This window comes from Lachnoclostridium sp. Marseille-P6806, assembly GCF_964238185.1.
Classification (GTDB): domain Bacteria; phylum Bacillota; class Clostridia; order Lachnospirales; family Lachnospiraceae; genus Brotaphodocola.
Window position 1 is genome coordinate 132128 of the sequence record NZ_CAXSLG010000005.1, and the last position, 23748, is coordinate 155875.

The 23748-nt window shown below is 49.6% G+C and carries 27 protein-coding genes, 2 pseudogenes and 1 riboswitch; of the genes and pseudogenes, 1 reads left to right on the plus strand and 28 read right to left on the minus strand.

Translation table 11 applies throughout. The annotated features are described in order from the left end of the window. Positions 1–237: 237 nt before the first annotated feature. The 22 genes and pseudogenes from ACESON_RS08065 to mobC all read right to left on the minus strand — a co-directional run bounded on the left by ACESON_RS08065 (position 238) and on the right by mobC (position 18623). On the minus strand, positions 238–528 hold the full coding sequence (locus tag ACESON_RS08065; protein WP_373109178.1) for a molecular chaperone: 291 nt from the start codon (positions 526–528) through the stop codon (positions 238–240). Then, the gene (locus ACESON_RS08070; RefSeq protein WP_373109179.1) at positions 506–754 is read right to left on the minus strand and encodes a ferredoxin; all 249 of its coding nucleotides are present in this window, start codon (positions 752–754) and stop codon (positions 506–508) included. The genes ACESON_RS08065 and ACESON_RS08070 overlap by 23 nt, the downstream gene beginning before the upstream one ends. Before the next feature lie 109 nt (positions 755–863). Next, positions 864–1247, minus strand: a complete 384-nt coding sequence (locus ACESON_RS08075; protein WP_373109181.1) for a TnpV protein — start codon at positions 1245–1247, stop codon at positions 864–866. Beyond that, positions 1244–3166, minus strand: coding sequence for a DUF4368 domain-containing protein (locus tag ACESON_RS08080; protein ID WP_373109183.1), 1923 nt, complete (start codon positions 3164–3166; stop codon positions 1244–1246). Before ACESON_RS08080 ends, ACESON_RS08075 begins: the two co-directional genes overlap by 4 nt. Before the next feature lie 11 nt (positions 3167–3177). After that, a pseudogene (locus ACESON_RS08085) lies at positions 3178–4638 on the minus strand (DNA topoisomerase); the annotation flags it as partial. Then, on the minus strand, positions 4619–5311 hold the full coding sequence (locus ACESON_RS08090) for a conjugal transfer protein TraG (RefSeq protein WP_278849475.1): 693 nt from the start codon (positions 5309–5311) through the stop codon (positions 4619–4621). The pseudogene ACESON_RS08085 and the gene ACESON_RS08090, both read right to left, overlap by 20 nt. After that, positions 5308–5502, minus strand: coding sequence for a hypothetical protein (locus tag ACESON_RS08095; RefSeq protein ID WP_128132670.1), 195 nt, complete (start codon positions 5500–5502; stop codon positions 5308–5310). The genes ACESON_RS08090 and ACESON_RS08095 overlap by 4 nt, the downstream gene beginning before the upstream one ends. Next, positions 5499–6254, minus strand: a complete 756-nt coding sequence (locus ACESON_RS08100) for a DUF4366 domain-containing protein (protein WP_278849472.1) — start codon at positions 6252–6254, stop codon at positions 5499–5501. The genes ACESON_RS08095 and ACESON_RS08100 overlap by 4 nt, the downstream gene beginning before the upstream one ends. Next, positions 6244–6495, minus strand: coding sequence for a DUF4315 family protein (locus tag ACESON_RS08105; protein ID WP_008982919.1), 252 nt, complete (start codon positions 6493–6495; stop codon positions 6244–6246). The genes ACESON_RS08100 and ACESON_RS08105 overlap by 11 nt, the downstream gene beginning before the upstream one ends. Before the next feature lie 29 nt (positions 6496–6524). Then, complete coding sequence (locus tag ACESON_RS08110; protein ID WP_278849469.1) at positions 6525–8261, minus strand: CHAP domain-containing protein; 1737 nt, start codon at positions 8259–8261, stop codon at positions 6525–6527. After that, a complete protein-coding gene (locus ACESON_RS08115) occupies positions 8254–8637 on the minus strand; it encodes a DUF3851 domain-containing protein (RefSeq protein WP_032554564.1) in 384 nt (127 codons plus the stop codon). Before ACESON_RS08115 ends, ACESON_RS08110 begins: the two co-directional genes overlap by 8 nt. Next, entirely contained in the window at positions 8634–11033 is a 2400-nt protein-coding gene (locus ACESON_RS08120; protein ID WP_257324896.1) for a VirB4-like conjugal transfer ATPase, CD1110 family, read from the minus strand. The genes ACESON_RS08115 and ACESON_RS08120 overlap by 4 nt, the downstream gene beginning before the upstream one ends. Then, positions 10990–11445: a PrgI family protein gene (locus tag ACESON_RS08125; protein WP_278849296.1), complete on the minus strand. Its 456-nt coding sequence runs from the start codon at positions 11443–11445 to the stop codon at positions 10990–10992. Before ACESON_RS08125 ends, ACESON_RS08120 begins: the two co-directional genes overlap by 44 nt. A gap of 20 nt (positions 11446–11465) precedes the next feature. Continuing rightward, positions 11466–12335, minus strand: a complete 870-nt coding sequence (locus tag ACESON_RS08130) for a VirB6/TrbL-like conjugal transfer protein, CD1112 family (RefSeq protein WP_278849297.1) — start codon at positions 12333–12335, stop codon at positions 11466–11468. Positions 12336–12404: 69 nt separating this feature from the next. Then, positions 12405–12500: pseudogene (locus tag ACESON_RS08135) on the minus strand (Maff2 family protein); the annotation flags it as partial. 88 nt (positions 12501–12588) lie between these two features. Further along, the gene (locus ACESON_RS08140; RefSeq protein WP_003020278.1) at positions 12589–14214 is read right to left on the minus strand and encodes a recombinase family protein; all 1626 of its coding nucleotides are present in this window, start codon (positions 14212–14214) and stop codon (positions 12589–12591) included. Positions 14215–14341: 127 nt separating this feature from the next. Next, positions 14342–14536, minus strand: coding sequence for a transposon-encoded TnpW family protein (locus tag ACESON_RS08145; RefSeq protein WP_003020275.1), 195 nt, complete (start codon positions 14534–14536; stop codon positions 14342–14344). Then, entirely contained in the window at positions 14533–15387 is an 855-nt protein-coding gene (locus tag ACESON_RS08150) for an ATP-binding protein (RefSeq protein WP_003020273.1), read from the minus strand. Before ACESON_RS08150 ends, ACESON_RS08145 begins: the two co-directional genes overlap by 4 nt. After that, a complete protein-coding gene (locus ACESON_RS08155) occupies positions 15384–16121 on the minus strand; it encodes a replication initiator protein A (protein ID WP_003020271.1) in 738 nt (245 codons plus the stop codon). The genes ACESON_RS08150 and ACESON_RS08155 overlap by 4 nt, the downstream gene beginning before the upstream one ends. A gap of 130 nt (positions 16122–16251) precedes the next feature. Beyond that, positions 16252–16638, minus strand: a complete 387-nt coding sequence (locus ACESON_RS08160; protein ID WP_003020269.1) for a cysteine-rich VLP domain-containing protein — start codon at positions 16636–16638, stop codon at positions 16252–16254. After that, positions 16628–18253 (minus strand): relaxase/mobilization nuclease domain-containing protein, encoded by a 1626-nt coding sequence (locus ACESON_RS08165; protein WP_373109185.1) that lies wholly within the window; start codon positions 18251–18253, stop codon positions 16628–16630. The genes ACESON_RS08160 and ACESON_RS08165 overlap by 11 nt, the downstream gene beginning before the upstream one ends. Further along, positions 18225–18623 carry a plasmid mobilization relaxosome protein MobC gene (gene mobC / locus ACESON_RS08170; RefSeq protein ID WP_025486347.1) on the minus strand — a complete coding sequence of 133 codons (399 nt, stop codon included), beginning with the start codon at positions 18621–18623 and terminating at the stop codon, positions 18225–18227. Before mobC ends, ACESON_RS08165 begins: the two co-directional genes overlap by 29 nt. 73 nt (positions 18624–18696) lie before the next feature. Here mobC and ACESON_RS08175 point away from each other — a divergent pair, with 73 nt between their 5' ends. Then, a complete protein-coding gene (locus ACESON_RS08175) occupies positions 18697–18831 on the plus strand; it encodes a hypothetical protein (protein ID WP_006858065.1) in 135 nt (44 codons plus the stop codon). 374 nt (positions 18832–19205) lie between these two features. On the opposite strand, the gene ACESON_RS08180 is transcribed toward ACESON_RS08175, so the two are convergent. The 6 genes from ACESON_RS08180 to ribD form a co-directional block, all read right to left on the minus strand. Then, the gene (locus ACESON_RS08180) at positions 19206–19406 is read right to left on the minus strand and encodes a helix-turn-helix domain-containing protein (protein WP_081445594.1); all 201 of its coding nucleotides are present in this window, start codon (positions 19404–19406) and stop codon (positions 19206–19208) included. Then, positions 19381–19842 (minus strand): sigma-70 family RNA polymerase sigma factor, encoded by a 462-nt coding sequence (locus tag ACESON_RS08185; protein WP_025482088.1) that lies wholly within the window; start codon positions 19840–19842, stop codon positions 19381–19383. The genes ACESON_RS08180 and ACESON_RS08185 overlap by 26 nt, the downstream gene beginning before the upstream one ends. 159 nt (positions 19843–20001) lie before the next feature. After that, positions 20002–20469, minus strand: coding sequence for a 6,7-dimethyl-8-ribityllumazine synthase (ribE, locus tag ACESON_RS08190; protein ID WP_003020249.1), 468 nt, complete (start codon positions 20467–20469; stop codon positions 20002–20004). A 21-nt stretch (positions 20470–20490) separates the two neighbouring features. Beyond that, entirely contained in the window at positions 20491–21690 is a 1200-nt protein-coding gene (locus ACESON_RS08195; RefSeq protein WP_003020247.1) for a bifunctional 3,4-dihydroxy-2-butanone-4-phosphate synthase/GTP cyclohydrolase II, read from the minus strand. Between the two features lie 11 nt (positions 21691–21701). Then, positions 21702–22343 (minus strand): riboflavin synthase, encoded by a 642-nt coding sequence (gene ribE, locus ACESON_RS08200; protein WP_003020245.1) that lies wholly within the window; start codon positions 22341–22343, stop codon positions 21702–21704. After that, a complete protein-coding gene (gene ribD / locus ACESON_RS08205) occupies positions 22324–23412 on the minus strand; it encodes a bifunctional diaminohydroxyphosphoribosylaminopyrimidine deaminase/5-amino-6-(5-phosphoribosylamino)uracil reductase RibD (protein ID WP_003020242.1) in 1089 nt (362 codons plus the stop codon). The genes ribE (ACESON_RS08200) and ribD overlap by 20 nt, the downstream gene beginning before the upstream one ends. Before the next feature lie 173 nt (positions 23413–23585). Next, a riboswitch (FMN riboswitch) is annotated at positions 23586–23700 on the minus strand. Positions 23701–23748 lie beyond the last annotated feature (48 nt).

Here is a 23748-nt window from a genome sequence, read left to right on the forward strand (position 1 = left end):
TTACAAGGAAACTTTCTGAACTATTATTTTATCATATCTCCTTACTATAAATCTACAAATAAGTGTTAATAATTCCGAAGTGGCATTAAATTTTCACAGCTTTTTATCTTGCTACCCGTAACGCACATTTCCGCAAAATCCATAGTCCCCGATACTTTCCTCACAGGCGATAGGCAACGGTCAAAACATCAGGTCTGTACCTGACATTTTAACCGCATATCAGCCCTGATTATCACATTATCCCTGCTGGCTGTTCAGCCCATGCTTTTTCGCATATTCGCTGGCTTTCTGTCTGCGTTCCTCACTGTAAGGCGGCAGGAAGCGGATAGACAGACGGGATTTTGCCAGCACATAAGAAACACCGCCTTGAACATTAGATTTTTCCAGTCGGCAAAGGTCAGGGTACTTCTTAGCAAAAGCAGCCAACCTCTTTTTCAATCCGGCGTTGTGGGTGTAGATATTTGCCTTGTCCTCGCCCTCATTAAAGAGAACGATTGTTTCTTTCTCAATCTTCGTCAGTCTTATCATAGTAGCCCTCCCTGCGGTCTTTCAACACCCTCAGCCTGCGGTAAAAGCAGCGATACCACCTTTCAACACCCTCAGCACTCAGCTTGACAGAAAGCATATAAAACAGCTTCTTCGCCGCTGGATCGGGTGCAAGGGCAGCCACCATACGCAAACGCTCGACAGTTGCTTTCAGGTTCGGACAGCCAAAGGCATAAAGGGTTTCCATTTCATTCCGGTTCATCTTCATTGTGTTTTCCTCCTTAAAATTTGATAAATGAAAAGCGACAGACACTTCATAAGGAAATACCTGTCGCTTCGTTTACGATATAAATTTGTTGGTTTTGGACTTGATAAAATCAGCAGTAAATCATTTCCTGTCTGATGATTTCTTCGGCTCGGTTACGGATAGAGTTCATGGACTGTACCCACAATATCTGATTGTCTGCTTTCATGGTTTCGGTCACACCCTCGGCTTGTTTCATCTGCTCAATGATAAGGCTGCACCTTTCCGTTGCCTGTTCGTTCAGGTCAGCAAGGTAAGTATGCAGTTCGCCGGATAAACAGAGGGCAGAGAACCTTGCAGGGCGGTACTGCTCCAAATATGTCCTGTGCAGTCTGCCCCACATACCGATAGGGCGGTGTTCCTCCGGCAGCTTCAAGTCCGGCACATAGTAATCACCCACAAGAACATAGTCCAGACCGTTGCTTTCATCATGGATTCGTGGTTTCAATTCTGTCATGCTATTTTTTCTCCTTTCACTTTTTGCCGATTTGATTTGCTTGTGGCGTTCTGCTCAGCACACAGCTTGCTATCAGAACTTTTTTCTTCTGCTATACGCTCATGCTCCGCAAATTTTTTTGATTTCTCACGAATCTTTTTCATATACTTACGATTGGATTCTCGTTTTCTGCGAAGTCGATCTGCTTCTTTTTCAGCAGCAATCCTTTCTTCCTCTGTTGGTTCATGCTGCTCCACAGGTACTTGAAATTGCCCGACATAGTTAAGATATATCTCCACCTCTGTGGTGCGGTCTGCACCTTTTCCCTGTGGCTCGTGAACCAGTATTTTATCTATAAATTCATTTATCATGGCAGGAGTAAGCTCTGTAATGTTCTCATACTTTTTAACCAGCTTTAGAAAACGCTCCACATTATTTTGACCGCCTATAATTCGTTGCATATCAGCGGTGTCAGTCTCAATAATCTTGTTTAGCTCGTTCTGCTCATTTTCATAATCAGTAAGCATACTCTGAAAAAGCCTGTCCGGCAATCTTCCAATTACATTATCTTCATAGATTTTCCTGATAAGCATATCCAGTTCGTGAACTCGCTTCTGATTTCTTTCAATGCGTTTTTTTACAGTTTCAGAAACAGCAATATCTTTCATCGCCGATTCTTCTTGCAGAGAATAGACAAACTCCTGCTCATTCAAAGAAACATAATGGCAAGTCTCTTGTATGGTTTTCAGAATGATGCTTTTAAGTGCTTTTGTTGAAATATGGTGGCAAGTACAATGCCGGTCATACTTCTGATAAGCAAGATTATAAGTGGAACATTCATAACAATCTGCCGGACTTGAATGGCTTATCCGCTTTTCGCCTTTGGTAGTATAGTATATTCTTTCACGCCCTTTTCGTTGCCTGTGATTATACATCGGCGCACCACAGTCAGCACAGTAAATCTTTCCGGTTAGAACATTAGGTTCGCCCATAGGATCGGCTTTTCTTACATTCTGTCTTAGCTTTTGAGCAAGCATCCATGTTTCTTCATCGACAATAGGCTCTTGTGTATCATCAAAAACCACCCAATCTTCCTTATCTGCCCTTTTCGTCTTTTTGTCCTTATAGGAATTTTTGAATGTCCTGAAGTTGACAGTCTTTCCAATATACTCTGGTCTGGCAATCAGAGTAGTAACCTGATTGCCTCGCCACATATACGGATTTTCTTTGTCATAATTGCTTGCATGATTTCCAAGTCCCTTTTTGCCAAGATAATAAGATGGTCTTTCAATTTTTTCTTCTGAAAGTTCTCTTGCTATCTGATAAGGTCCTTTTCCCTCAATAGTCATACGATAAATTCTGCGGACTACTTCAGCAGCTTCTTCATCAATAATCCAATGGTCGGGGTTTTCTGGGTCTTTCAAATAGCCGTATGGTGGGATATTACTTGTATGAGCGTTGCCGGAAGAACCTCTGGATTTCAGTACAGCTTTAATTTTCTTACTTGTATCCCTGACAAACCACTCATTCATGATATTCAGAAAAGGGGCAAACTCACTGGTTTCTTGACGGTCACTGTCAATACCATTATTGATTGCTATAAATCGAACTTCCTTTTCTCTAAACAGAATGTCAGTGAAAAAACCTACTTGCAAATGGTCTCTGCCGATTCTGGACATATCTTTGCAGATACAGGCAGTGATTTCTCCGTTTTTAACACCTTCAACAAGTCTGTTCCATGAAGGTCTGTCAAAAGTCGCTCCACTCCAACCATCATCGGTAAAATGAACAAGATTCGTAAAGCCATGTTTTATAGCATAATCTTCAAGCATTTGCTTTTGATGAACGATACTATTACTCTCGCCAGCATTATCATCATCACGAGACAGTCTTTCATACAAAGCAGTAATGCCATTGCTTCTATCTTTTTTTCTTCTCATGCTGAACTCCTTTCTTCAATTCCTATCCACTCCTTACGCTCACAAAATATCACATCCGTAAAGTGCTGAGGCGGACTGCTTTTGCCTTCTTTGATGATTGCAGCAGCAACCGAAAGGGTCTGTCCTTCAGTCAGCTCCGGCAGGGCTTTCTCTGCGCCCTCTTTTTTCGGCTCTGCATCCTTCATTTTGGCACGGTAAGCGTCCTCCAGAGCCTTCCATCCGGGATGCTTCACCGTTTTTCCTTTGGCGGTAAACTCCCCACCGGCACACGCTGCAATCACAACGGTTTCCGAATAGATATGGGGCTGGGCTACGGCGCACAGCAGACGCAGGGCCACCAGCTCCAGCACCGCTTTTTCTCCCGCAGGAAGGGCAGAAAGGTCTGCATCCTTGAGATTTCTGGTAGGGATTACTGCGTGGTGGTCGGTTACTTTCTTATCGTTGATGACCGTCTGCGAATCACAGGTAATGGCGATCCCTTTGCGAAACGGCATAGCATTGGCAACCAGATTCACCAGCACCGGCAGGCTGTCTGCCATATCACCGGTCAGATAGTGGCTGTCAGTACGGGGATAGGTGCAGAGCTTCTTTTCATACAGGCTTTGCAGATAGTCCAGGGTCTGCTGGGCTGTAAATCCAAGCAGGCGGTTGGCATCTCTTTGCAGAGTAGTCAGGTCATAGAGGGCAGGCGGCTTTTCGGACTTTTCCTTGCGCTCCACCTTTTTGATTGTGACAGCTGCACCCTGACAGGCTTCTTTCAGCTGCTCGGCAGCGGTCTTATCCGCCATGCGCTCCCCGGATACGGTAAGACCAGGCAGCTCCAGCGCCACGGTATAAAAGGGAACCGGCTTAAAGGTGTCGATCTCAGCTTCTCGCTGGACAATGAGCGCCAGCGTTGGGGACATAACGCGCCCGATGTTGAGGGTGCGGTGATACAGCACAGAAAAAAGCCTTGTGGCATTGATCCCCACCAGCCAGTCGGCCTTGGCACGGCAGAGGGCAGCATCCCGAAGCCCGTCATAGTCTGCACCGGGGCGCAGGTTTGCAAAGCCCTCCCTTATGGCGGAGTCCTCCATCGAAGAAATCCAGAGCCTTTTCATAGGCTTTTGGCAGCCTGCCAGCTCATAGACGCTGCGGAAGATCAGCTCGCCCTCGCGTCCGGCATCACAGGCATTTACCACCTCCGTCACATCCGGGGCGTTCATCAGCTTTTTGAGAATATCAAACTGCTTTTTCTTATCCTTTCCCACCACCATCTGCCAATGCTCCGGCAGAATAGGCAGGTCATCATATCGCCACTTGGCATACTTGGGGTCATAGCTGTCTGCATCTGCAAGACCGGCCAGATGGCCCACGCACCAGCTGACACGCCAGCCGTTGCCCTCCAGATACCCGTCCTTACGGGCGGTTGCACCGATTACCGCAGCCAAACTTTGTGCAACCGATGGTTTTTCAGCAATCACCAGCTTCATATTCTTCAACCTCCCATTCTTCCCGCACAGGCGTGTGCAGTTTTTTCTCTATGCTGTTTTCCTCATCCAGAAGCAGGTTATAGCCAAACCGGTAGTCATAGCGGTACAGTTTCCCCAGCAGGTCATTGATGATGATGCGGCAAGCCAAAATGACACGGGTTTTATCCACCTGCATCAGCTGGTAGCGTTGATAATTGCTGTAATATTCTTCATGGCGGTGGGTATTGCGGACAGCATCTTCAAGCAAACTTTCTACTGCATCCTGACAACCATCCTCTTTTTCACCCTCCATACAGTTCAGAAGTTCCATTACCATAGGAAAGCTCTGTTCATCCATAGGAGCTTCTGCTGCAAGAAAACCGATCAGGGCAGATAAGAGCAGACGGGCTGCTGTCTGTTCCTGGTGTGTCAAAACAGCCATCGTTTTCTCCGCATTTGGCAGAATCTTATCTTCCACAAAATCTGCCGCATCGCCGGAACAGAGCTGACGAATGGAATCTATGGATAATGAAACTGTCATGGCATTCTGGGAGAAATCAAAGAAATCTTCCTGCTTCGGTTTTCTCCGAAGTTTGTTTAACATGGTAGAAAGAATGTCACCGCCAAAATACACGGCGATCACCAGCAGGTCAAAAACAGCAATCAGTTTGATAAATGTAATCAGAACACTCATTTTTTTCGTTTCCTTTCTTTGATCCAGCGTTCCATCTCACGATGGCAGACGCCTACGCAGGGACTTCCATAATTCCCGCAGCCATAACAGGGGTGGCTTTGGGGTAAAGAGGGAGGACGGGAAGTTTCCTTCCCGCCCTCCGGCCTGCGTGTCATCATGCGTTCATAGGGACTGTCTGTGAAACGGGTCATTTCACGCTGTCCTCGTCATCTTCTTCTGCGCTGCCCCCGTCAGCGTCAGGCTCGTCCGACTCCTCATCCTCGGTTTCCCATTCCTCGGAATCTTCCTCGCCATAATCATAATCGTCCAGACTATCATTGCCCTTGGTCTTAGGCTTATTCTTAACGAGCTTCAAGTAGGCAAATACGCCACCGCCTCCCAGCAGAGCCAGCAGAAGGATCAGGGCAGCCGGGTTCAGTCCGGCAGGCTTCTCTTTTTCTGGCTCCGGTGTTTCTGCCGGAGATTCCGGTGCTTTTCCCGTACATTTACTCTTATCAGTTACACAGACCGGACAGGTCGTATTGACTGCCCCTGCTTCACATTTCTTTGTGCAGCTGCACACAGCAGGTGGCTCCTCTTTGGCATTTCCATCTTCCATCAGCGCCATCAGGTCCGCTTCATCCACCTGATTCAGAAAGTGAACAGCAGTCTTTTTATCCTCGTTGGCCCTGTCGATCAGGATATAAAAATAGTTGCCAGCCTTGGTGGTAACAGTAATGAGCTGTTTATTGCCTCCAAAATCATCCACCAGAGCGGCGTTGCCATCCGGGGTCAGCGGAGGTGCTTTTTCCGTTTCTTCCACCACTACATTGCTGTCATTGGTGGTATCCTCTGCCGGAGGCGGCGCTGCGCCCTGGGCAAAAGCGGGAATGGTAAAGCCCGATGCCAGAACCAGCGTCAGGCAAAGGGCGGAAAGTGTTCGGAGCAATCGTTTATTCCTCATAGCTGTTTTCCTCCTGTTCGTTGTTGTCATCCACCATACTACCGGGAATTGTGCCGCCGGACAGCATGGCGCTCAGCTGAGCCGGGGTCATACGCAGGGCGCGCACCATCTGGACGATCTCCAGATTTTCCGCCTCGGTTTTCTGTGCCTCCAGCGCCTTGAGCTTTTCCTGATACTCTGCGATCTTCTCGCGGACCTTTGTAATCTCCTGGTCAATGCGTTCAATTTTGTTCTTTGCCATCGTCTATCACTCCTTCTAAAAAATCTCTGTTACCAGTTTATTAGGCCGTAGCCCTTGATACTTTGATAATTCAGGTCATAACTTTTGATCTTGCAGGCATCGCCGGAATTTCCCTCCACGGTATAAACACGGCTGCCATCGGTGCCGATAACAATTCCCACATGGTCTGCGGAACCGTCCAGATCCCAATCGAAGAAAATGGCATCGCCGGGAGCGATGTTTTCATATCCTCTTGCGCCCCACTGTCCATGAGACTGGAACCACGGAACACCCTGCCACTCACAGCCTGCAAAGCGCGGTTCACTTTTTCCTGCCTGGTTATAGCACCAGGATACAAAGCAGGCGCACCATTCCACGCGGCTGTCAAAGCCATACCAGCTCCAGTAGGGATAACCGCCCACATTGCCCACCTGACTTTTCGCCAGTTCCACCAGCTGCGGATTGCCGGGGCGGGTGCCGTTAATGAACTGCACACCGGACAAATCTTCCGAGCCGCTGGTATCAGGGGAACCGCCGCCAAACAACAGCGGCTTATTGCCCATGGTCTGTCGGTAGACCTGATACATTTCCATCTGCTCCGGGGTCAATAGCTCCGACGCCACAGCGGAAATGGGCTTGCTGGTGAGTTTCACATTCAGAATGTAATACTCATAGGGGACTTCTTCTGAGGTGGTCTCGCCGGTCTCCGGGTCGGTGGCGGTCTCCGTGCGATAGCGGATCTCCACTTCCTCGGTAAGCGTCAGCTGATACTGTGCTGCAAACACACGCGCCAGCTCTGCCTGGGCGCTTTGCCGGGTATAGCCCTGCAAGACAGCAGAGAGAAATGCCGCCAGCTCATGAGGGTCATGGCCGATCATGCCAAGGTCATAGCGATACTCGTCATACCCTGGGTGGCTGTTTTCGATGTTGTCAATTTCCTCCTGCAACTGGGCTTCTCTGGCTGCATAATCTGCCTCCACCGCCAGCATTTCCGGGTCATCTGACGGATAGGTGGTGCCGGAGAGAACGGAACCGATGCTCTGCGCCATCATGGAGCAGGAGGACATGGTATTCATCAGCATACAGGCGATGAGGAACAAAACTCCTGCGATCAGGAAGCCCTTCTTGTGGCGCATGACGAATGCCCCTGCCTGCTGTGCCTTTTCTTTTACCGTCCTTGCGGCCTTTCCTGTTTTGGACGCAGCCTGGGCGGTATTTCCGGCAGTCTGACCGGTGCGCTTGGCGGAGGCATACTGCTTTTTGATGGCCTGCTTTTGCTGCCAGCGGGAAAGAGGATTGCTGGAAAACTGAGGATTTTCCTGCAAAGATTTCTGGTACAGGACATTTACATTAGCCTTTTCCAGTTGACGCTCTGCCTGGGCTGCTTTGCGGTACGGCTTCAGCTTGTGACTACGGTAGCCCTCCCGCACCAGATAAGCGCCGGTCTCCACCGCCTCCTCGGACTTGTGGGCGCTTTCCACGCCCACATTGTCCTGTTCTGTTTCCCGGATCTCTTTGTGGAGCTTGCCTGCGACCAGATGGATGGGTGCTTCCTTGACCCCTTGAGAAACTTTGGAGGGTGGCTTTTTCTTATCCTCAAAGGTCAGCTTCGAGGTCTTTTTTCCGGTATCCGGGTCAATGACCGTTTGCATGACCTTTTTCTTTGGAATATTGGCCTGCGCCTTATCTGCTCTGGCCGCAGCTTTCTCCGCTTTACGGATTGGCTTTTCCAGTGCAGGGTCAGCCCGTTCCTCATCGGTAAAACGCAGGCGCAGTTCCTTATTCAAACCATTCTCCCAGCATGAGGGAGGACATCATGTAGTGCAGCTCTGCATAAATGGCCATCCCCACAGGATCATTGAACATACAGCCGGACAGGTAGGCATAAAACTGTGCCACCACATCGGACAGGATCTTCGCTTCGGTTCCTTCCAGAACCAGACCGCCCATGCCTTCCTTGGCACGGATGGCGCTCCAGACCTCTGCCAGACGGAGAAGCCCCACCTGACCGGTCTCATTCAGTTCGGCTGCCTGATCTGCCGCCGTGCGGCACTCACTTACCGCATCGGCCATGACTGTAAGCAGCTGGCTGCGCTGGGCATTTACCGCCCTGTCAAAAAACATCAGCGGGTTTTTATTCAAAATGTTGGGGTTCATCATCATTCATCCTCCTTTTTCAGTTCCTGGGGTTTGGTGGTCATAATGCGATAAAGTTCGGTGTTCTTCGGGAAGTGGTCTACAAACGGCAGGATCGTGGAGCCATAGAACAGCAGACCCTCGCCCTCACCGGAGTGGGTCACATAGCTAAGCTGGTGCGTGGAAATGCCCAGCTGCTTGGCGAGAATCTGACGGTCTCCGCCTGCCTGGTTGAGCATATACACGAAGTCCGAGTTTTCAAAGATGTTCTCCACCTCACGGCTGGAAAGCAGGTCTTTGACATTCTGCGTGATTCCGGTGGGGATGCCGCCCCATTTTCTGAATCGCTTCCAGATTTCCACCGTATAAGCGGCGGTCTGCTCCTCCTTCAAAAGCAGGTGCATCTCGTCGATGTAGTAACGGGTGGACTTGTGGGCGGCACGGTTGATGGTAACTCGGTTCCATACCTGATCCTGTACCACAAGCATACCGATCTTTTTCAGCTGCTTGCCCAACTCCTTAATGTCATAACAGACAATGCGGTTGTTGATGTCCACATTGCTCTGGTGGTTGAACACATTGAGGGAGCCGGTTACATAGATTTCAAGGGCCGTGGCGATATACTGGGCTTCCTTTTCCTCCTGTGAACGGAGCAGGTTATATAGGTCCTCCAGTATGGGCATATTCTCCGGGCGCGGGTCATTGAGGTAGGTCTGATAGACCAGACGCACACAACGGTCGATGATGGTTTTCTGCACCGGCTGCAATCCGTCCTTACCGCCCACGATCAGCTCACACAAGCTGAGGATAAAGTCAGACTTGAGGGACAGCGGGCTTTCATCATCCGAGTAGTCCAGGTTCAGGTCCATCGGATTGATGTAGTTGGTTGAGGTAGGCGAGATCTTGATGACCTGCCCATGCAGACGCTCAACAAGAGGTGCGTACTCCGCCTCCGGGTCACAGATGATAACATCATCACTGGTAAGCAAAAAGCAGTTGGCGATTTCTCGTTTTGCACTGAAGGACTTACCGGAACCCGGCGTACCCAAAATCAAGCCGTTGGGGTTTTTCAGCAGCTTTCGGTCCACCATGATGAGGTTGTTGGACAGAGCATTGATGCCGTAGTACAGCGCCTCCTTGCCGTTCTGGAATAATTCTTGTGTGGTGAACGGTACAAAGATAGCCGTAGAACTGGTGGTCAGCCCTCGCTGGATCTCGATCTGATTGAGTCCCAGAGGCAGACAGCTCATCAGCCCTTCTTCCTGCTGGAAGTCCAGTCTGGTCAGCTGGCAGTTATACTTCTGGGCAATGGAGCCTGCCTGAAAGATGTTGTTGCCAAGCTGACGGGGATTGTCCGCTGTGTTCAGCACCAAAAAGGAGACCAGGAACATTCTCTCGTTTCGGCTCTGCAAATCCTGCAACAGCTTTTTCGCCTCGCTACCGTAGGTGGCAAGGTCACTTGGAATGATGTCCATGTCGTACCCTGCGCGGACTGCTTTTTTCTGTTCCTCAATCTTGCTGCGGTCCAGGTCGGTAATCTTGCGCTTTACCGTTTTGATGGCTTTCACCTGATCTACCGACTGAATGTGCATACTCACAATGAGCGAGCTTTCCATATCCAGAAAATCAGCCAGCAGACGGTCATTCAGCTCCGGTGCAAGGATCTGCAAAAAAGAAACAGCCCCGTATTTCTTGCCCATACGGAACTGCTTGCCGGTGCGGAACTCAAAGGAGCTTGGTGCGATAAAATCTTTCGTGGACAGACCGGAAGGAGCCAGCCAGTCCCATTCAAACTGAAACGGGAGCTGTTCATCCATGTGGAATACCGCATGAAGCTGGGAAAGCCTTTCCTTACCGTCCAGTGTTCTGGCGGCTACGCCAAGACGCTTGAAGTTGTTGAGTATATCGGTCTCAATACGCTCCAGACGGGGCTTGGCAGCTTTGATGCTGTCAGCGTCGATACCAAAGGTCAGGTATTTGGTCTTAATGAGACCGTTGTTTCCTCTGGCCAGCTGATTTTGCAGCATCGTGGTGTATTCCTCACGGATACTGTCAAAGGCATCCCCCTGGGGAGGGATGGAAATGGAGTTTGCAAAGGTCTCCTCCGATGCCGCAAGGTTCAAAAAAGACAGCTGGAAGTGAATCGAGCTGTCGAAATAATTGAGGAAATCACACCAGCCCTCAAAGATCGCGGTCTTATCTTCATTTTGGGAGAGCTGATAGTTGATGTCCTGAAACTGAATGGTCTTTGTGTAGTGGTTGTCCGATACACGGCAGATCCCGTCCGGCCACATCCGTTCATAGGGGATACTGTCCTGTGCCGATTTTCCTTTTTTGTCCGTGCGGTTGGCGCGGGCAATGGCCGCTTCAATCTGCTTCTTATCGGCGCGGGACAGCTTTTTCTTTGTCTTTACCGGCTGCACGGTCTTTTCTTCCGGTTTTCCCAGCAGACGGCGCAGCCAGCTTTTCATTGCGGTGAACAATGTCATACACCTCCTTATCGAGCATTTCCTGCCGCTTTAATACGGCATAAAAGTTGTTGGTCTGGTAAGGTCGCTGCTTTGGACGGATCACAGCTACTTTGAGAATGTTGCCCACGATCTTTTCCAGGGGCTGTCCATGCTTTTCGTACATAGCCAGCATAAAGAAGGGCAGCATAACCAGCATCATACACATAGCCGCTACACTGTTTCCGGTAGGTTTTCTGAGCAAAAAGAAAAGCGGTACGCCAATAAGCGATCCGCCCGTGAAGCAGATAAGCTGCCGCTTGGTCAGATTGAACATGACCTTTGTTTTGACTTTTGTTAAGTCCTTGGGTACGGGTACATAAGCCAATGTAGAAACCTCCTTCCGTTTTAGTGCGCCTGAAAGACTGATTTGGCGAGACTGCCGGTTTTGAACAGCGTAAAACATAGCAGTACGGTGTAGCCCACGCAGCTCCAGATTGCCATGATGATGTCATCTTCCAGAGCGATGTTCTGCACCAGCACAGCATAAATTGCCACGCAGACAATAATGAGAAACGCCTGAAAACCCAGCGCCAGCAGGGATCGGAGGTAATTCTGTCCCATACCGCCCCATTCCTTGCCCATCATGGCAGCCATTGGAACGGGAGCCACCGAAGTTACAAGGTAGATCTCGATCATACGGCCATAAATAACGATAAAGATACAGATATACAACGCCCACATGGTAATGCCAATAAAGAGGGATTGGAACCACAGTCCGAACAGCGGTCCCAAATCCATTTCCATCAGCCTCGGTTCCAGATCGGTCATAACTGAGGAAATGTCAATGGACGCATCCGAATTGATAATCCCTGCCGCCTGTGCCACCACGCTCTGCGCCATATCAAAGATGCCCATCACGATATTCCAAGTGTTAGTGACAATCAAAATAGCGGCGGCGCTCTTGAACACCCACTTGAAAATCATCCAGGTGTCCACATCATGCAGGTTGTTTTTGTCTGCGATCATCTGGATCAGGTCTACGGTCATCACAATAGCCAGGATCACGCCTGCAATCGGCACCATGATGGAGTTGGACAGATTCTCAATCATACTGAAAATGCTGCCATTCCATCCCTGTGGGGTCTGGCCGACCTGTACGGATATATCCGCGACCTGTTGGTTTACGCTGTCAAACATCCCCGAAAGGTTGCTCATAATACCGCCCACCAGCATTTCTTTCAGCCAATTTGTCAGGGCTTCAAGTAAGAAATCCATACGGTGTCAACCTCCTTTCCACCGCCCCCGCAAAACTGCGGGAGCGGCAAGGATTTCATACAGGGACGCTTAGACAGAGAAAAGCCCGGAGAGCAGAGGTACAAGAACCATGCCGACTACGGCTACACCAGCGCCGGCCATGAGCTGCTTCATGCCCTGTGATTTAGTTCATGTGAGATAAAGAAGTAAAAGAAGTGTAAAAAATTTTGCCGTTCCTATCCGGCACATGAGGTATGTCGGATAGGTCGGGCGGTTAGGTGTCGGGCAATTCTACCTTGCCGACAAAAGAATAATAGATTTCAATTTCCTGTCTGCGTAACTTGCCCCGGCGTTTCCCGTCAAGGGCAACGCTTTCATGGACAACGATTTTCTCCACAAACTCCCGCAGCAGAGTAGGGGTAAGTTCTTCAATGGTGGTGTGCCTGCGTACCACGTTCATAAACTTTTCAGCGTTTTCGGTGGCTTCCTGCACTTTGGAAAGTTCTTCCCGCAGTTTGGCGGCACGTTCTTTCAGTTCTTTCTGCTCGGCTTCATAGTCTGCCGACAGCTCTGTGAAACGCTCGTCCGATATGCGCCCGGTCACGCTGTCCTCATACAGCCGTTTGAAGATAGCAGAAAGTTCGCTGATACGCTTTTCAGCCGTTTCCAGTTCCTTTTTCTTGGCGGCGTTCCTGCGTCTGTCCCCGTCCTCATTCTGTTCAATCAAGAGCTTCATAAACCGGGCTTCATGCTTTGCCGCATAGCTGGTAACTTTCCGCAGATTGGAGAGTACACCGGCAGTCAAGAGGTCGGTGCGGATAAAGTGCGCCGTACAGTCGGCGGTGCGCTTCTTGTAGCTGCCGCAGATATAACAGTCCTGCTTGCGCTTGTCCGTCTGATACCGCTGCTGGTACATGACGCTGCCGCAGTCGGCACAAAAGAGTATGCCGGAGAACAAGCCCACTTCGTCATAACGGTTGGGGCGTTTGCGCTGCTTGCGTAACTCCTGCACCCGTTCCCACGTTTCCCGGTCAATGATAGGCTCATGGTGGTTCTCAAAAACTGCCTGTTTTTCCGGGGGATTTTCTATGCTGTGTTTCAGCTTGTAGGACGGTTTCTCGGTCTTAAAGTTTACCAGACAGCCCGTATATTCCCGGTTTTCCAGCAGATGAACCACTGTATTTGTCGCCCACTTGCACTCATAGCCGGGGTGGTAGCGGCGGGTGCTTCCCGTCCTGCGGTATTCCAGTGTCCCCGGCGTGGGGATTTGCTGCTCGGTCAGCATACGGGCTATCTTGGTCGGACCGTTCCCGGCAAGGCAAAGGCTGTAAATCTGCCGTACCACCGGGGCGGCTTCCTCGTCAATGATAAAGTTTTCGTCCTCGTCCATGAGGTAGCCATAGACAGGCTTGCTTGTGATGGGCTTGCCGCTCATGCCCTTAGAGCGTTTTACTGCCTTGATTTTCTTGCTCGTATCTCTCACCAGCCATTCGTTAAAGATGTTCCGCAGAGGGGCAAAGTCATTTTCCCCCTGTGCGCTGTCAACGCCGTCATTGATAGCAATAAAACGGACGTTTTTCTGTGGGAAAATCATTTCGGTGTACATTCCCACTTGTAAGTAGTTTCGCCCTAACCTCGACATATCCTTGACGATAACTGTCCCGACTTTCCCGGCTTCAATGTCTGCAAGCATGGCTTGAAATCCGGGTCTTTGAAAGTTTGCACCGGAATAACCGTCGTCGGTGTACCAGCGCAGATTGGAAAATCCATTCTGTTTGGCATAGGTTTCCAAAATCCGCTTTTGGTTGGAAATGGAATTGCTCTCGCCTTGCAGTTCGTCCTCATGGGAAAGTCTTGGGTAAAGGGCGGTAATGAGTTGCTGGGTGGTCTGTCTTAACATAAATTCCTCCGTTTCCGACAGCAAGCCCCACTATTCCGTACCTTGATTGTACCACATGGGGCGGCTGTCTGTATAGCGGCAAAAGCGTCAAATCTGCTTCTTTACAGTCGGTAAAAATGGCGGTTTTTCAATTAGGCTTCTCGCAGCTCAAATATCCGGCGGCGGCTTCTGCTTCCAGCACTTTCATCATCTTGTCAGCGGCGGTGTCGGTCGCCCCCTCCTTGAAAAAGCCGGACACCACAAGGATTGTGTTGCCTATCCTTGTTTCGGTCACGCAGTCCGGGCGGCGGGCAGGGCGTTTGTTTCTTTGGGTGTCGGTCATAGGCAAATCTCCTTTCCGGCAAGCAGCCGTTTCAGCCGTTCCATTTTCCCCTGTGCGGCGGCTTTCCTCAAATTCTCCCCGGTAAAGCAGAGGGGGGAACACATTTCAAGCAGCCGGTCATAAATCCGGGCGTGGGCGGTGTCCTCCGGGTGCTGCAATTCCTCCAGCGTGAGGTTGGTCGTCACAATCAGCGGCTTCCTGCTCCGGTAGCGGCTGTCAATCACGTTATAGACCTGTTCCAGTCCGTATTCTGTGCCACGCTCTATTCCAAAATCGTCAATGATGAGCAGGGGGAAGCTGCAAAGCCGGGAAATATATTCATTCCTGCCCGCAAAGCTGGCGGTAAGGTCGTTGAGTATCGCTGCAAAGTTTGTCATGCACACCGGGACTTCCTGCTCCATGAGGGCATTTGCAATACACCCGGCAAAATAGCTTTTTCCAGTGCCTACCTTTCCCCACAAGAGCAGCCCGTAGTTCCCGTCCTTTATCTGCTCCCAGCGTGCCACATATCCGGCGGCGTTCTTCATCTGCGGGCAGCTTCCGTTATCGTTGGCAAATGTCCAGTCCTGCATGGTCTTGTCGGTAAATCCCTGCCGTTTCAGTCGTTCCACCGTTTCAAGGTGGCTGCGCTGCTTTTCGGCAGCTTCCCGTTCCTTGCGGGCTGCCCGCTGGCAGTCGCACTCTGACGGGTGGCGGTCACGCCCGAAAAAGGTCTTGCCCTCCGGGAAATAGGCTTCTTTGGGCTTGTGGCATTTGCCGCAGTATAACAGCCCGTCCTCCCCGGTGTAATCCTCCGGTGTGACAGTGGTATCAGTCATAGGCAGTATGGTGTTGTGGATTGTATCGGTCATAGGCTTTCTCCCTCCTTGAATGAATAGTCCGGTATGCCTTTCTTGGGCTTCCCTTTGGCGGCGTCCTCCTGCGCCCACTTGTAAATGGTGGCTGCATGGCTTTTATACCGCTTCCCGGTAGAAGCGATATGGCAGGATAGGCGGTCAAGGTAATACTCCCACTTGCCGGGAAAGTCCTTTTCCAGTCCCAAAAGGTCTGCGTCAGAAAGGAATACATTTTTATATCTGCCATAAGCGGCAGGGGGCTGCCCCTCACTCGCTCTTTTTGTTTGGCTCTCTATTAGGTTGTTTATATTAGTTTGGTTAGGGGACGGTTTTCCGACCGTCATAAGGTCAGTTTTCCGGCTGTCAGTTGGTCGGTTTCCTGCCCTTATGAGGGTCGGTTTTCCGTCCGTCAGTTGGTCGGGAAACTGTACCACTGGGGCAGGCACTTTCACATACAGACGGTTGGCGCAAGAGAAGCCCGTCCGCCTGCGCTCCAACAGCCCCGCAGCGTCCAGTTCGTTCAGTGCCCCCTTTATGGTGGTGCTGCCTTTTTTCATCACTTCCGCCATTTCCGCTATGGGGTAGACAATGTATGTCCGCCCCTCGCTGTCCTGCCAGCCGTTCTTCTGTGAAAGGGTGGAACGGTCTAACAGCAGCGAATATAACTCTCTTGCGGTATGGGATAGGTCTGTTTCCAGCAGGAAACGGGGGTAAGGCAGGTAAGCGGGCAGCTCCGTTCCTGCGGTCATATAATCGGCGATAGGGTTCACCTCCTTGTGGTGTCTGTCTGTGGGTTCTGTTACGCTTTTAGGGGGCGTTTTTAAGGGAAAAGGATAAATGTATCACGCACCCTTTGACACCCTCCAAAAAAGCCTTGATTTATGCGGGTTTGAAATGCCCTAAAGCGTGACATTTCCCCCTTTGTTTCCGCTTCCGTTTGGCGGCATTTATCCGCTTCATGCGTCCGGCGCAGTCCGGGCAGTATTTCCCCCGGTTGGACTTGGGGAAGAAGAACGCCCCGCAGACAGCGCAGCGTTTCCGGCTTTCCCGGCGCAAAAGGGCGGCTTCCAGTGCTTCATCAAGGGGCAGGACAGCGGCAGTAAACCAGCGGCAGAGCAGCGAATAGCTGATACTCTGCACACACACGCAAGGCTCACTGTCCTCCAACAGCAGGCAGTTCCCGCTGTCATAGTTGCAGCACTCATGCACAAGGCGGCGGGCTGCCCGGTACTGGCGGTAGTCCATGCGGGGGATATTACCGTTCATGGCTCTGCTCCTTTCTGCGCTGCGGCTCGCTCCGGCGTAAAATCTGGTCGATATTGCCCTTGACAGTCTGTAAGCGGCGGTATTCCTCCCGTTTTGCCCGGTAATCGTTGTAGCCGCTGTTTTTCTCTTTGATAAGGGTTTCAATCTCTGCTTGCAGGGCTTTATAGCTCGGCAGCTTGGAAATGCCGTTCTCCCTGAAATAGCGGGCGGCTGCGTCTGCTATGATAAAGTCGCTTTCGTGCTTCTGTCGGTAGGCTGCTTTTGCTTTGGCGTTTTTCTGCTGTTTCAGCCCGTCCCGGACAGGGCGGGTCTTGGAATAGGCAAGCACCTGCCGTTGCAGCTCCTTTTTCCCGTCCAGTGTCTTTTCCACCTGCTTCAGCTCCGTAAGGCTTTTCCGCATGGCGGTATAGGCGGCAGAACAGGCTTCGTCCAGTTCCTCCGGGGAAGAAAAGCCGTACTGCTGGTAGGCGGTAACGGTAGCCGCCATCTGCTTTAGGTTGTGCTTTGCCGCCCAGCGGTCATAGCCCACGCCCTTGCCCTCGGCTCGCTTGGCTTCCCGGTCAACCATGCGCTGCAAGGTGTTGTCTGCCGGGGTGGTTTTTGCGGTTTTTTCCCCTTGTGACGGCTTTTTAACTGCGACAGGGTATTCGGGTATGGCTTTGGTCTGTTCGGCGGCTCTGTGGGCGTTCTGCGTGAGCAGGGCAAGGACAGCAGCCTTGTCAAAATCGTCCCCCAGCTTCCGGGCTGTGATAGGCTTTGTCCTGTCCGGCGTGAGGTAGGAAAGCCGCCCTCGGCTCTCCTTGACGGTCACACCCTCCCGCAGCAAAAGGGAAGAAAACTCGTCAAAGCTGCCAGCTTGGGAAAGTGCCTGCCGTATCGTCCGGCGCAGCTTCGCCTTGTCCGTTTCAAACTTGGTGGGCTTGGTCGGCTGTCCTGCGGCTTCTCTGGCGGCGTTCTCTTTATCAAGGGCAAGCTGCCCTTTCTTTGCCGCCCAGTATTCCCGTTCGGTTATCCGTTCCTTGCTGCCGTTCAAGAGGTCGATTTGGTAAAGCCCCTCCCGGTGGCACATCTCCATGACTTCACTCTTGAAATATTCCATAGCGGTATTGGTGCAGCGGTGCTTGCAGCCCTCCCGTGTGTCGGCTGGTCTGTCCATGTAGGGCAGAAGCGGGACTTCATAAATCCGCAGGGAGTTGATGACGATATGCACATGGATATTGCCGCTGTGGTTATGCCCGTCCGGGTGGGTGCAGATTAGGGCTTGGTGTCCGGGGAAATGCTCTTTACAGAACTGCTCGCCCAGCTCCTGCGCCCGGTCTACGGTCAAGCCGTTGTCTGTCCCGTCCCGTGGGTCAAAGCTGATGATATAATGGTGGCTTTTCACATCTTCCCGTTTTTGGTTTTTCTCATAGCGGAGATTGGCTCGCATACAGGCAACAGCGAAATCCTCGCCCCCGCAGTTGAGGGAAGAAATGCGGTAATCCTCCCTCGGTATCAGCCGCCCGTTTTCATCAAGGGTGGGCTTCATGGTAAACTCGTCATGCTCAAATGTGAGGTAGGCTTCCGCTGCGCCATAGTCGGCATTTTTAGAGCTGATATGTTTGAATGTTGCCAACAGCGTCACCCACTTTCTGCAAAACTTCAAACTTCAGGGCAGCAAGGTCGGAAACCGCCGCCCGTACCTCCTCGGCAAGCTGCGGGTAGGGGCTGTGCCACTCATTCAGCGTCCGGGCTATCTGGTTTAAGTTGCCGCCGATCCTGCCGTATTCGGCGGTCAGCTTCCCGACAGCGGCAAGCAGCTCGTCATTGACGGGGGAAACAGTTATGATGGGGCGTATGGCTGCCCCGGTTATGGCTTGCCGGATAAACTCGGCTTGGCTCATGTTGCAGGCAGAAAGCCTTTCCGCAAACTCGGCGTATTCTTCCTCGGTCATGCGTGTTTTGACTACCCGGCTGCGGTGGGGCGTGTTGTATCGTTTTCGCATGGTAAAACCTCCTTTCTGTGCGTGGTGTTCTCTCACTAATAGGAGAAAAACAGGGTGTAAAGCGGAACTGTTTTTGAAAAATCCGAAAAAATATTTTGAGGGATTTTTAAGCGGCGTAAGCCGCATGGCAGGGTTTGGGGAAGGCACTCCCCAACAAGATTCCCGCAGGGGCAAAATGAGCGATAAGCGAATTTTGGTACTGCGGTAGAATCTTGCTCTAAGAAACTGCCGGACTGCCGTTCACTTCCTACTGCCACTTTTTCGGGAAATCTATAACCAGCTTTTTTATAAAAGGCTGCGGGCTGGCGTTCTTCCCCTTACTCCCTACAAACCACAAAAGAGCAGAATGGACGGACTTTCCGGCAAGAACTTTTCCAGCGGCTCGGTCTTTCCCGACAATAAGGCGTTTCGGAAGCTGCGTTTTGCCCGCTGTCTGAAAAAACGGCAGCCTTTTTTGGTTTCACTATCTAATACGGAACTTTTGGAAATTTGCCAAAAATGGGCGCAAAAAAAGCAGCAAATCTTTTTCGGATTTACTGCTTCGTGTGCCGCTGCGGGGCGGCGGGATATTCAGTTTTTATGTTATCGGTCCAGCCGGAACTTGAACAGGCTTTCAATCAGCTTTGTTCTAATGTAGTCCTCCATATCAGAATTATAATAGCCGTTCATTTTGGAGAAATAGCGGATATATCCGGCATATCGGTCAAGGACAGTTTGTATCGCTATGGGGTCGCCTTCATGTGCTTTTATTATCGTGTCATAGGGGAGAAGTCGGTTGCTCATGGAACAACACCTCCATTTCTTCTTTCAGCCGCTTTAAGGCAAGCTGGATATGCCGCCCGATTGTGCTGCGTGTCCAGCCGCTTTGTTCTCCGATTTCTTTCTGTGTCAAGTGCTGGAAGTAATACAAAAAGATTTCCTCCTGCGTCTGTTCCGGCAGTTCGACAAGAGCCGCCGCAAGGGAATAGCTATCTAAAAATATCGTCTTCCCCCGGACAGAGAACGGATAAGTTTCGCCATAGTCCGGCACTTGAAAATACTCGTCTGTGGTGCTTAGTTGGACAAACTTTTCTTCGGTCAGATATTCAAGGGAGATTTCCCGTTTCCACCTCGCCGCCAGCATACGGGCAGCGTCAAAGGACGCATGGCGAATAACAATCCGGCAATAGGTATCATGGGTATAGCGGATATGTTCTTGATAGGATTCCTGTTCAGTCATGGAAAATCCCCCTTTCTTCGATTATGGGAAAGGGCGGTAGCACTTTTTACTGTCGCCCCTTGATTACCCACCAGCAAGGACAGACGGGGCTGTCAACGGTGGGCGCAGCCCATTCACTTGCCGTTGACTGGCTCGGCTGATTCTGCTATGGAAAAATATTTATTTTTCAATTTCCTCAATAAGATTTACCATTTCGATTGCACTGACAGCACAATCATATCCCTTATTTCCCACCTTTGTTCCTGCCCTCTCAATCGCCTGTTCAATACTGTCAGTAGTAAGTACACCAAACAGTACGGGTATACCGCTTTCCAGAGAAACAGTAGCAATCCCTTTCGCCACCTCACTGCATACATAGTCATAATGACTGGTTGAGCCGCGAATAACCGCCCCCAAACAAATTATTACGTCATACTTTCCGCTTTTTGCCATTCTGGACGCAATTAGAGGGATTTCAAATGCTCCGGGAACCCACGCCACATGAATATTTTTTTCTTCTACGTCATGACGGAGCAAAGCGTCCATAGCCCCTCCCAACAACTTAGCAGTGATAAATTCGTTAAACCTTGCCGCTACAATCCCAACTTTGATTCCTTTTGACACAAGTTTTCCTTCAAATGTTTTCATATCGTATTTTCCTCCTGCGATTTAGTATTTTAGAATATGTCCCATACGTTTCTGCTTGGTTTTGAGGTATAACAAATCGTGCGCCGTAGCGTCCATTTGGAGCGGAATACGTTCCGTGATTTCAAGCCCAAATTCCGCAAGCTGATAAACTTTATCTGGATTATTCGTTAAAAGCCGCATACTTGATACGCCCAAATCCCGTAAAATCTGTGCGCCGATATAATATTCCCGTTCATCGCCTGAAAAGCCTAATGCAAGGTTTGCTTCTAACGTGTCCATTCCCTGCTCTTGCAGCTCATAGGCACGCAGCTTATTGATAAGCCCGATACCCCGTCCTTCCTGCCGCATATAGAGCAAGATACCCCGTCCCTCTTTTTCAATCTGCGTCATGGCTGAAGCAAATTGCTGTCCGCAATCACAGCGTAGGGAGCCAAAGGTATCACCGGTCAAACATTCCGAATGAACACGGCATAGAATATGTTTCCCATCTCCGATTTCCCCTTTTACAAGAGCAATATGATGTTCTCCATTTAGCTTATTTACAAAACCATATGCGATAAAATCCCCATATTTGGTCGGCATTTTTACAGTTGTTACCCGCTCGACCAAATGGTCATGGCACTTACGGTAATTTTGCAAATCTTGTATGGTAATAAATTTTATTCCAAAACGCTCTGCCAGTTCAAAAAGCTCTGTTGTTCTCATCATCGTTCCATCTTCACGCATGATTTCACAGCATAATCCACATTCTTTTAATCCAGCCAACCGGCATAAATCTACAGTTGCTTCCGTGTGCCCGTTTCTCTCTAACACACCATTTTTCTTTGCAAGCAGTGGAAACATATGTCCAGGTCTACGGAAATCCTCTGGCTTTACATTTTCCTCCACACATGCAAGGGCGGTGATTGAGCGTTCAGCAGCAGAAATTCCGGTAGAAGTTGTTACATGGTCAATAGAAACAGTAAAAGCCGTTTCATGGTTATCGGTATTTCTTTCTACCATTTGCGGAATTTTGAGCTTGCTTACATAGTCCTCTGACATAGGCATACAAATCAGCCCTTTTCCGTAGGTCGCCATAAAGTTAATATTTTCCGTTGTTGCGAATTGTGCTGCGCAGATAAAATCCCCTTCATTTTCCCGTTCCGCATCATCTGTTACTAAAATTATTTTTCCTTTTTTCAAATCTTCAAGTGCCTCTTCGATTTTATGAAACGCTGCCATGCGACATCCTCCTAATAACCATATTTCTCTAAAAATTCCTTTGTGATATGACTGTCCGTGTTCTGTTTGAAAGACAAGAATTTTCCAACATATTTTCCAACTATATCTGCTTCCAGATTGACAGAATCACCCTCTTTTCGCTCATTCAATACTGTTTGTCTGACGGTATGGGGAATCGCTGAAATAGAAAATCTATCTCTGTCGGCTTTGGCAATTGTCAAACTGATACCGTCGATTGCAACAGAACCTTTTTCTACAACATACCTCATGATTTCCGGGTTTGTATGTATGGTAAACCAGACCGCATTATCATCTTTTTGTATGTACACGATTTTGCCTGTGCCATCTATATGTCCGGAGACAATGTGTCCTCCAAATCTTCCGCTTGCCGACATTGCTCGTTCCAGATTCACATGACCACCAGGGATAAGGGCTGCCAGTGCAGAACGGTTTAAGGTTTCGTGCATAACGTCCGCAACAAATGAGCCTGAGTACAGGGCTGTAACAGTTAGACAAACTCCATTTACTGCAATACTATCCCCTATTTTCATATCCTCCAGCACTGTTTTCGCACAAACTTCAAGGACGACGGAAAGCTGTCCTTTTTTGATTTTATGAACCGTTCCGATTTCCTCAATGATTCCCGTAAACACTTTGCTCTACCTCACTTTCAATCAGAAAATCTTCACCCAGCGGAAGAACACAGCTATTCTTTAATCGGAAAGCCGCAGTAGGATAGCAAATGCCCTCTCCCTCTATCGGAGTTTTTGCAGCCTGTCCACCAAATAATTTAGGTGCGATATAAGCCTGCACTTTCTGTACAATACCGCTGGAAAGAGCTGCCCAATTTAACGTCCCTCCACCCTCCAGCAAAATGCTGTCAATCTGTTTTTCCCCTAATAAATACATAAGCTGTTCTAAATCCACATGACCGTTTCTTTCCTCGACAAGCAGGACATGGCAGCCTTTTTTCTCATACAAGGCACATCTTTCTGCGTCCCTGCAACAGGTTGCAATTATTGTAGGAATCTGCTTTGCTGTGGAAACAACGTTCGCACTTAGAGGTATGCGAAGCGTGGTGTCACAAATAATGCGAATCGGATTTTTTCCACCCTCTATCCGGCAGGTAAGCTGTGGGTCGTCTGTCAATATTGTTCCGATTCCTGCCATAATTGCAGCATATCGGTGACGCTGCTGTGCGACATGGCGTCGTGCCGTTTCGCCCGTGACCCATTTTGACGCTCCTGTTTTAGTTGAAATTTTTCCGTCCATTGTCATGGCATACTTCATCACTACAAAAGGACGCTTGGTTTGAATGTAATGGAAAAACACTTCATTGAGCCTCTCGCAGTCCTCCTGTAAAATATGTTCTGTCACCAAAATCCCTTGTTTTTTTAGAATTTGTATTCCTTTTCCGCTGACAAGGGGATTGGGGTCACCAGAACCGATTACTACCCGTTCAATGCCTGCTTCCATGATTGCATTGATGCAGGGCGGCTGCTTTCCATAATGGCAGCAAGGTTCTAAAGTCACATACATGGTCGCACCTTTTGGATTTTCTGTACATGCCGCTAACGCATTACGTTCTGCATGAGCTTCGCCATATTTTTCGTGCCAACCCTGCCCGATTATCCGTCCTTCCTTTACAATGACAGCTCCTACCATAGGGTTAGGAGAAGTAAAACCGCATCCTTTTTTTGCAAGCTGTAATGCGATTTTCATATAATCACTGTCATTCACAGTATCACCTCCACAAATAGAAAATGCCTTGAACAAAATCGTTCAAGGCAAAAGCAAAAGAGCGCAGGGAATACCTGTGCAAATATAAAGCTCTGGAATATAAAATATCCCAGAGCAATCGCTTTACACGCAGAAAAGAAAACTTTCCTGCGCTTCTTAATCTTCTTTCATCCAGACTATACTGTCGGCTTCGGAGTTTCACCGAATCATGCCTTGCGGCTCGTGGGCTATACCACCGGTAGGGAATTGCACCCTGCCCTGAAGATTTTATTCAATTTACAGGATAAGTATAATCATCTGTTCAATAGTTGTCAAGAT

What these genes read in the sequence shown, in the direction of transcription:
- ACESON_RS08065 (WP_373109178.1), bottom strand. Translation starts at nt 528, where the DNA reads ATGATAAGACTGACGAAGATTGAGAAAGAAACAATCGTTCTCTTTAAT.
- ACESON_RS08070 (WP_373109179.1), bottom strand. Translation starts at nt 754, where the DNA reads ATGAAGATGAACCGGAATGAAATGGAAACCCTTTATGCCTTTGGCTGT.
- ACESON_RS08075 (WP_373109181.1), bottom strand. Translation starts at nt 1,247, where the DNA reads ATGACAGAATTGAAACCACGAATCCATGATGAAAGCAACGGTCTGGAC.
- ACESON_RS08080 (WP_373109183.1), bottom strand. Translation starts at nt 3,166, where the DNA reads ATGAGAAGAAAAAAAGATAGAAGCAATGGCATTACTGCTTTGTATGAA.
- ACESON_RS08090 (WP_278849475.1), bottom strand. Translation starts at nt 5,311, where the DNA reads ATGAGTGTTCTGATTACATTTATCAAACTGATTGCTGTTTTTGACCTG.
- ACESON_RS08095 (WP_128132670.1), bottom strand. Translation starts at nt 5,502, where the DNA reads ATGACCCGTTTCACAGACAGTCCCTATGAACGCATGATGACACGCAGG.
- ACESON_RS08100 (WP_278849472.1), bottom strand. Translation starts at nt 6,254, where the DNA reads ATGAGGAATAAACGATTGCTCCGAACACTTTCCGCCCTTTGCCTGACG.
- ACESON_RS08105 (WP_008982919.1), bottom strand. Translation starts at nt 6,495, where the DNA reads ATGGCAAAGAACAAAATTGAACGCATTGACCAGGAGATTACAAAGGTC.
- ACESON_RS08115 (WP_032554564.1), bottom strand. Translation starts at nt 8,637, where the DNA reads ATGATGATGAACCCCAACATTTTGAATAAAAACCCGCTGATGTTTTTT.
- ACESON_RS08130 (WP_278849297.1), bottom strand. Translation starts at nt 12,335, where the DNA reads ATGGATTTCTTACTTGAAGCCCTGACAAATTGGCTGAAAGAAATGCTG.
- ACESON_RS08140 (WP_003020278.1), bottom strand. Translation starts at nt 14,214, where the DNA reads ATGTTAAGACAGACCACCCAGCAACTCATTACCGCCCTTTACCCAAGA.
- ACESON_RS08145 (WP_003020275.1), bottom strand. Translation starts at nt 14,536, where the DNA reads ATGACCGACACCCAAAGAAACAAACGCCCTGCCCGCCGCCCGGACTGC.
- ACESON_RS08150 (WP_003020273.1), bottom strand. Translation starts at nt 15,387, where the DNA reads ATGACCGATACAATCCACAACACCATACTGCCTATGACTGATACCACT.
- ACESON_RS08155 (WP_003020271.1), bottom strand. Translation starts at nt 16,121, where the DNA reads ATGACCGCAGGAACGGAGCTGCCCGCTTACCTGCCTTACCCCCGTTTC.
- ACESON_RS08160 (WP_003020269.1), bottom strand. Translation starts at nt 16,638, where the DNA reads ATGAACGGTAATATCCCCCGCATGGACTACCGCCAGTACCGGGCAGCC.
- mobC (WP_025486347.1), bottom strand. Translation starts at nt 18,623, where the DNA reads ATGCGAAAACGATACAACACGCCCCACCGCAGCCGGGTAGTCAAAACA.
- ACESON_RS08180 (WP_081445594.1), bottom strand. Translation starts at nt 19,406, where the DNA reads ATGAGCAACCGACTTCTCCCCTATGACACGATAATAAAAGCACATGAA.
- ACESON_RS08185 (WP_025482088.1), bottom strand. Translation starts at nt 19,842, where the DNA reads ATGACTGAACAGGAATCCTATCAAGAACATATCCGCTATACCCATGAT.
- ribE (WP_003020249.1), bottom strand. Translation starts at nt 20,469, where the DNA reads ATGAAAACATTTGAAGGAAAACTTGTGTCAAAAGGAATCAAAGTTGGG.
- ACESON_RS08195 (WP_003020247.1), bottom strand. Translation starts at nt 21,690, where the DNA reads ATGGCAGCGTTTCATAAAATCGAAGAGGCACTTGAAGATTTGAAAAAA.
- ribD (WP_003020242.1), bottom strand. Translation starts at nt 23,412, where the DNA reads ATGAAAATCGCATTACAGCTTGCAAAAAAAGGATGCGGTTTTACTTCT.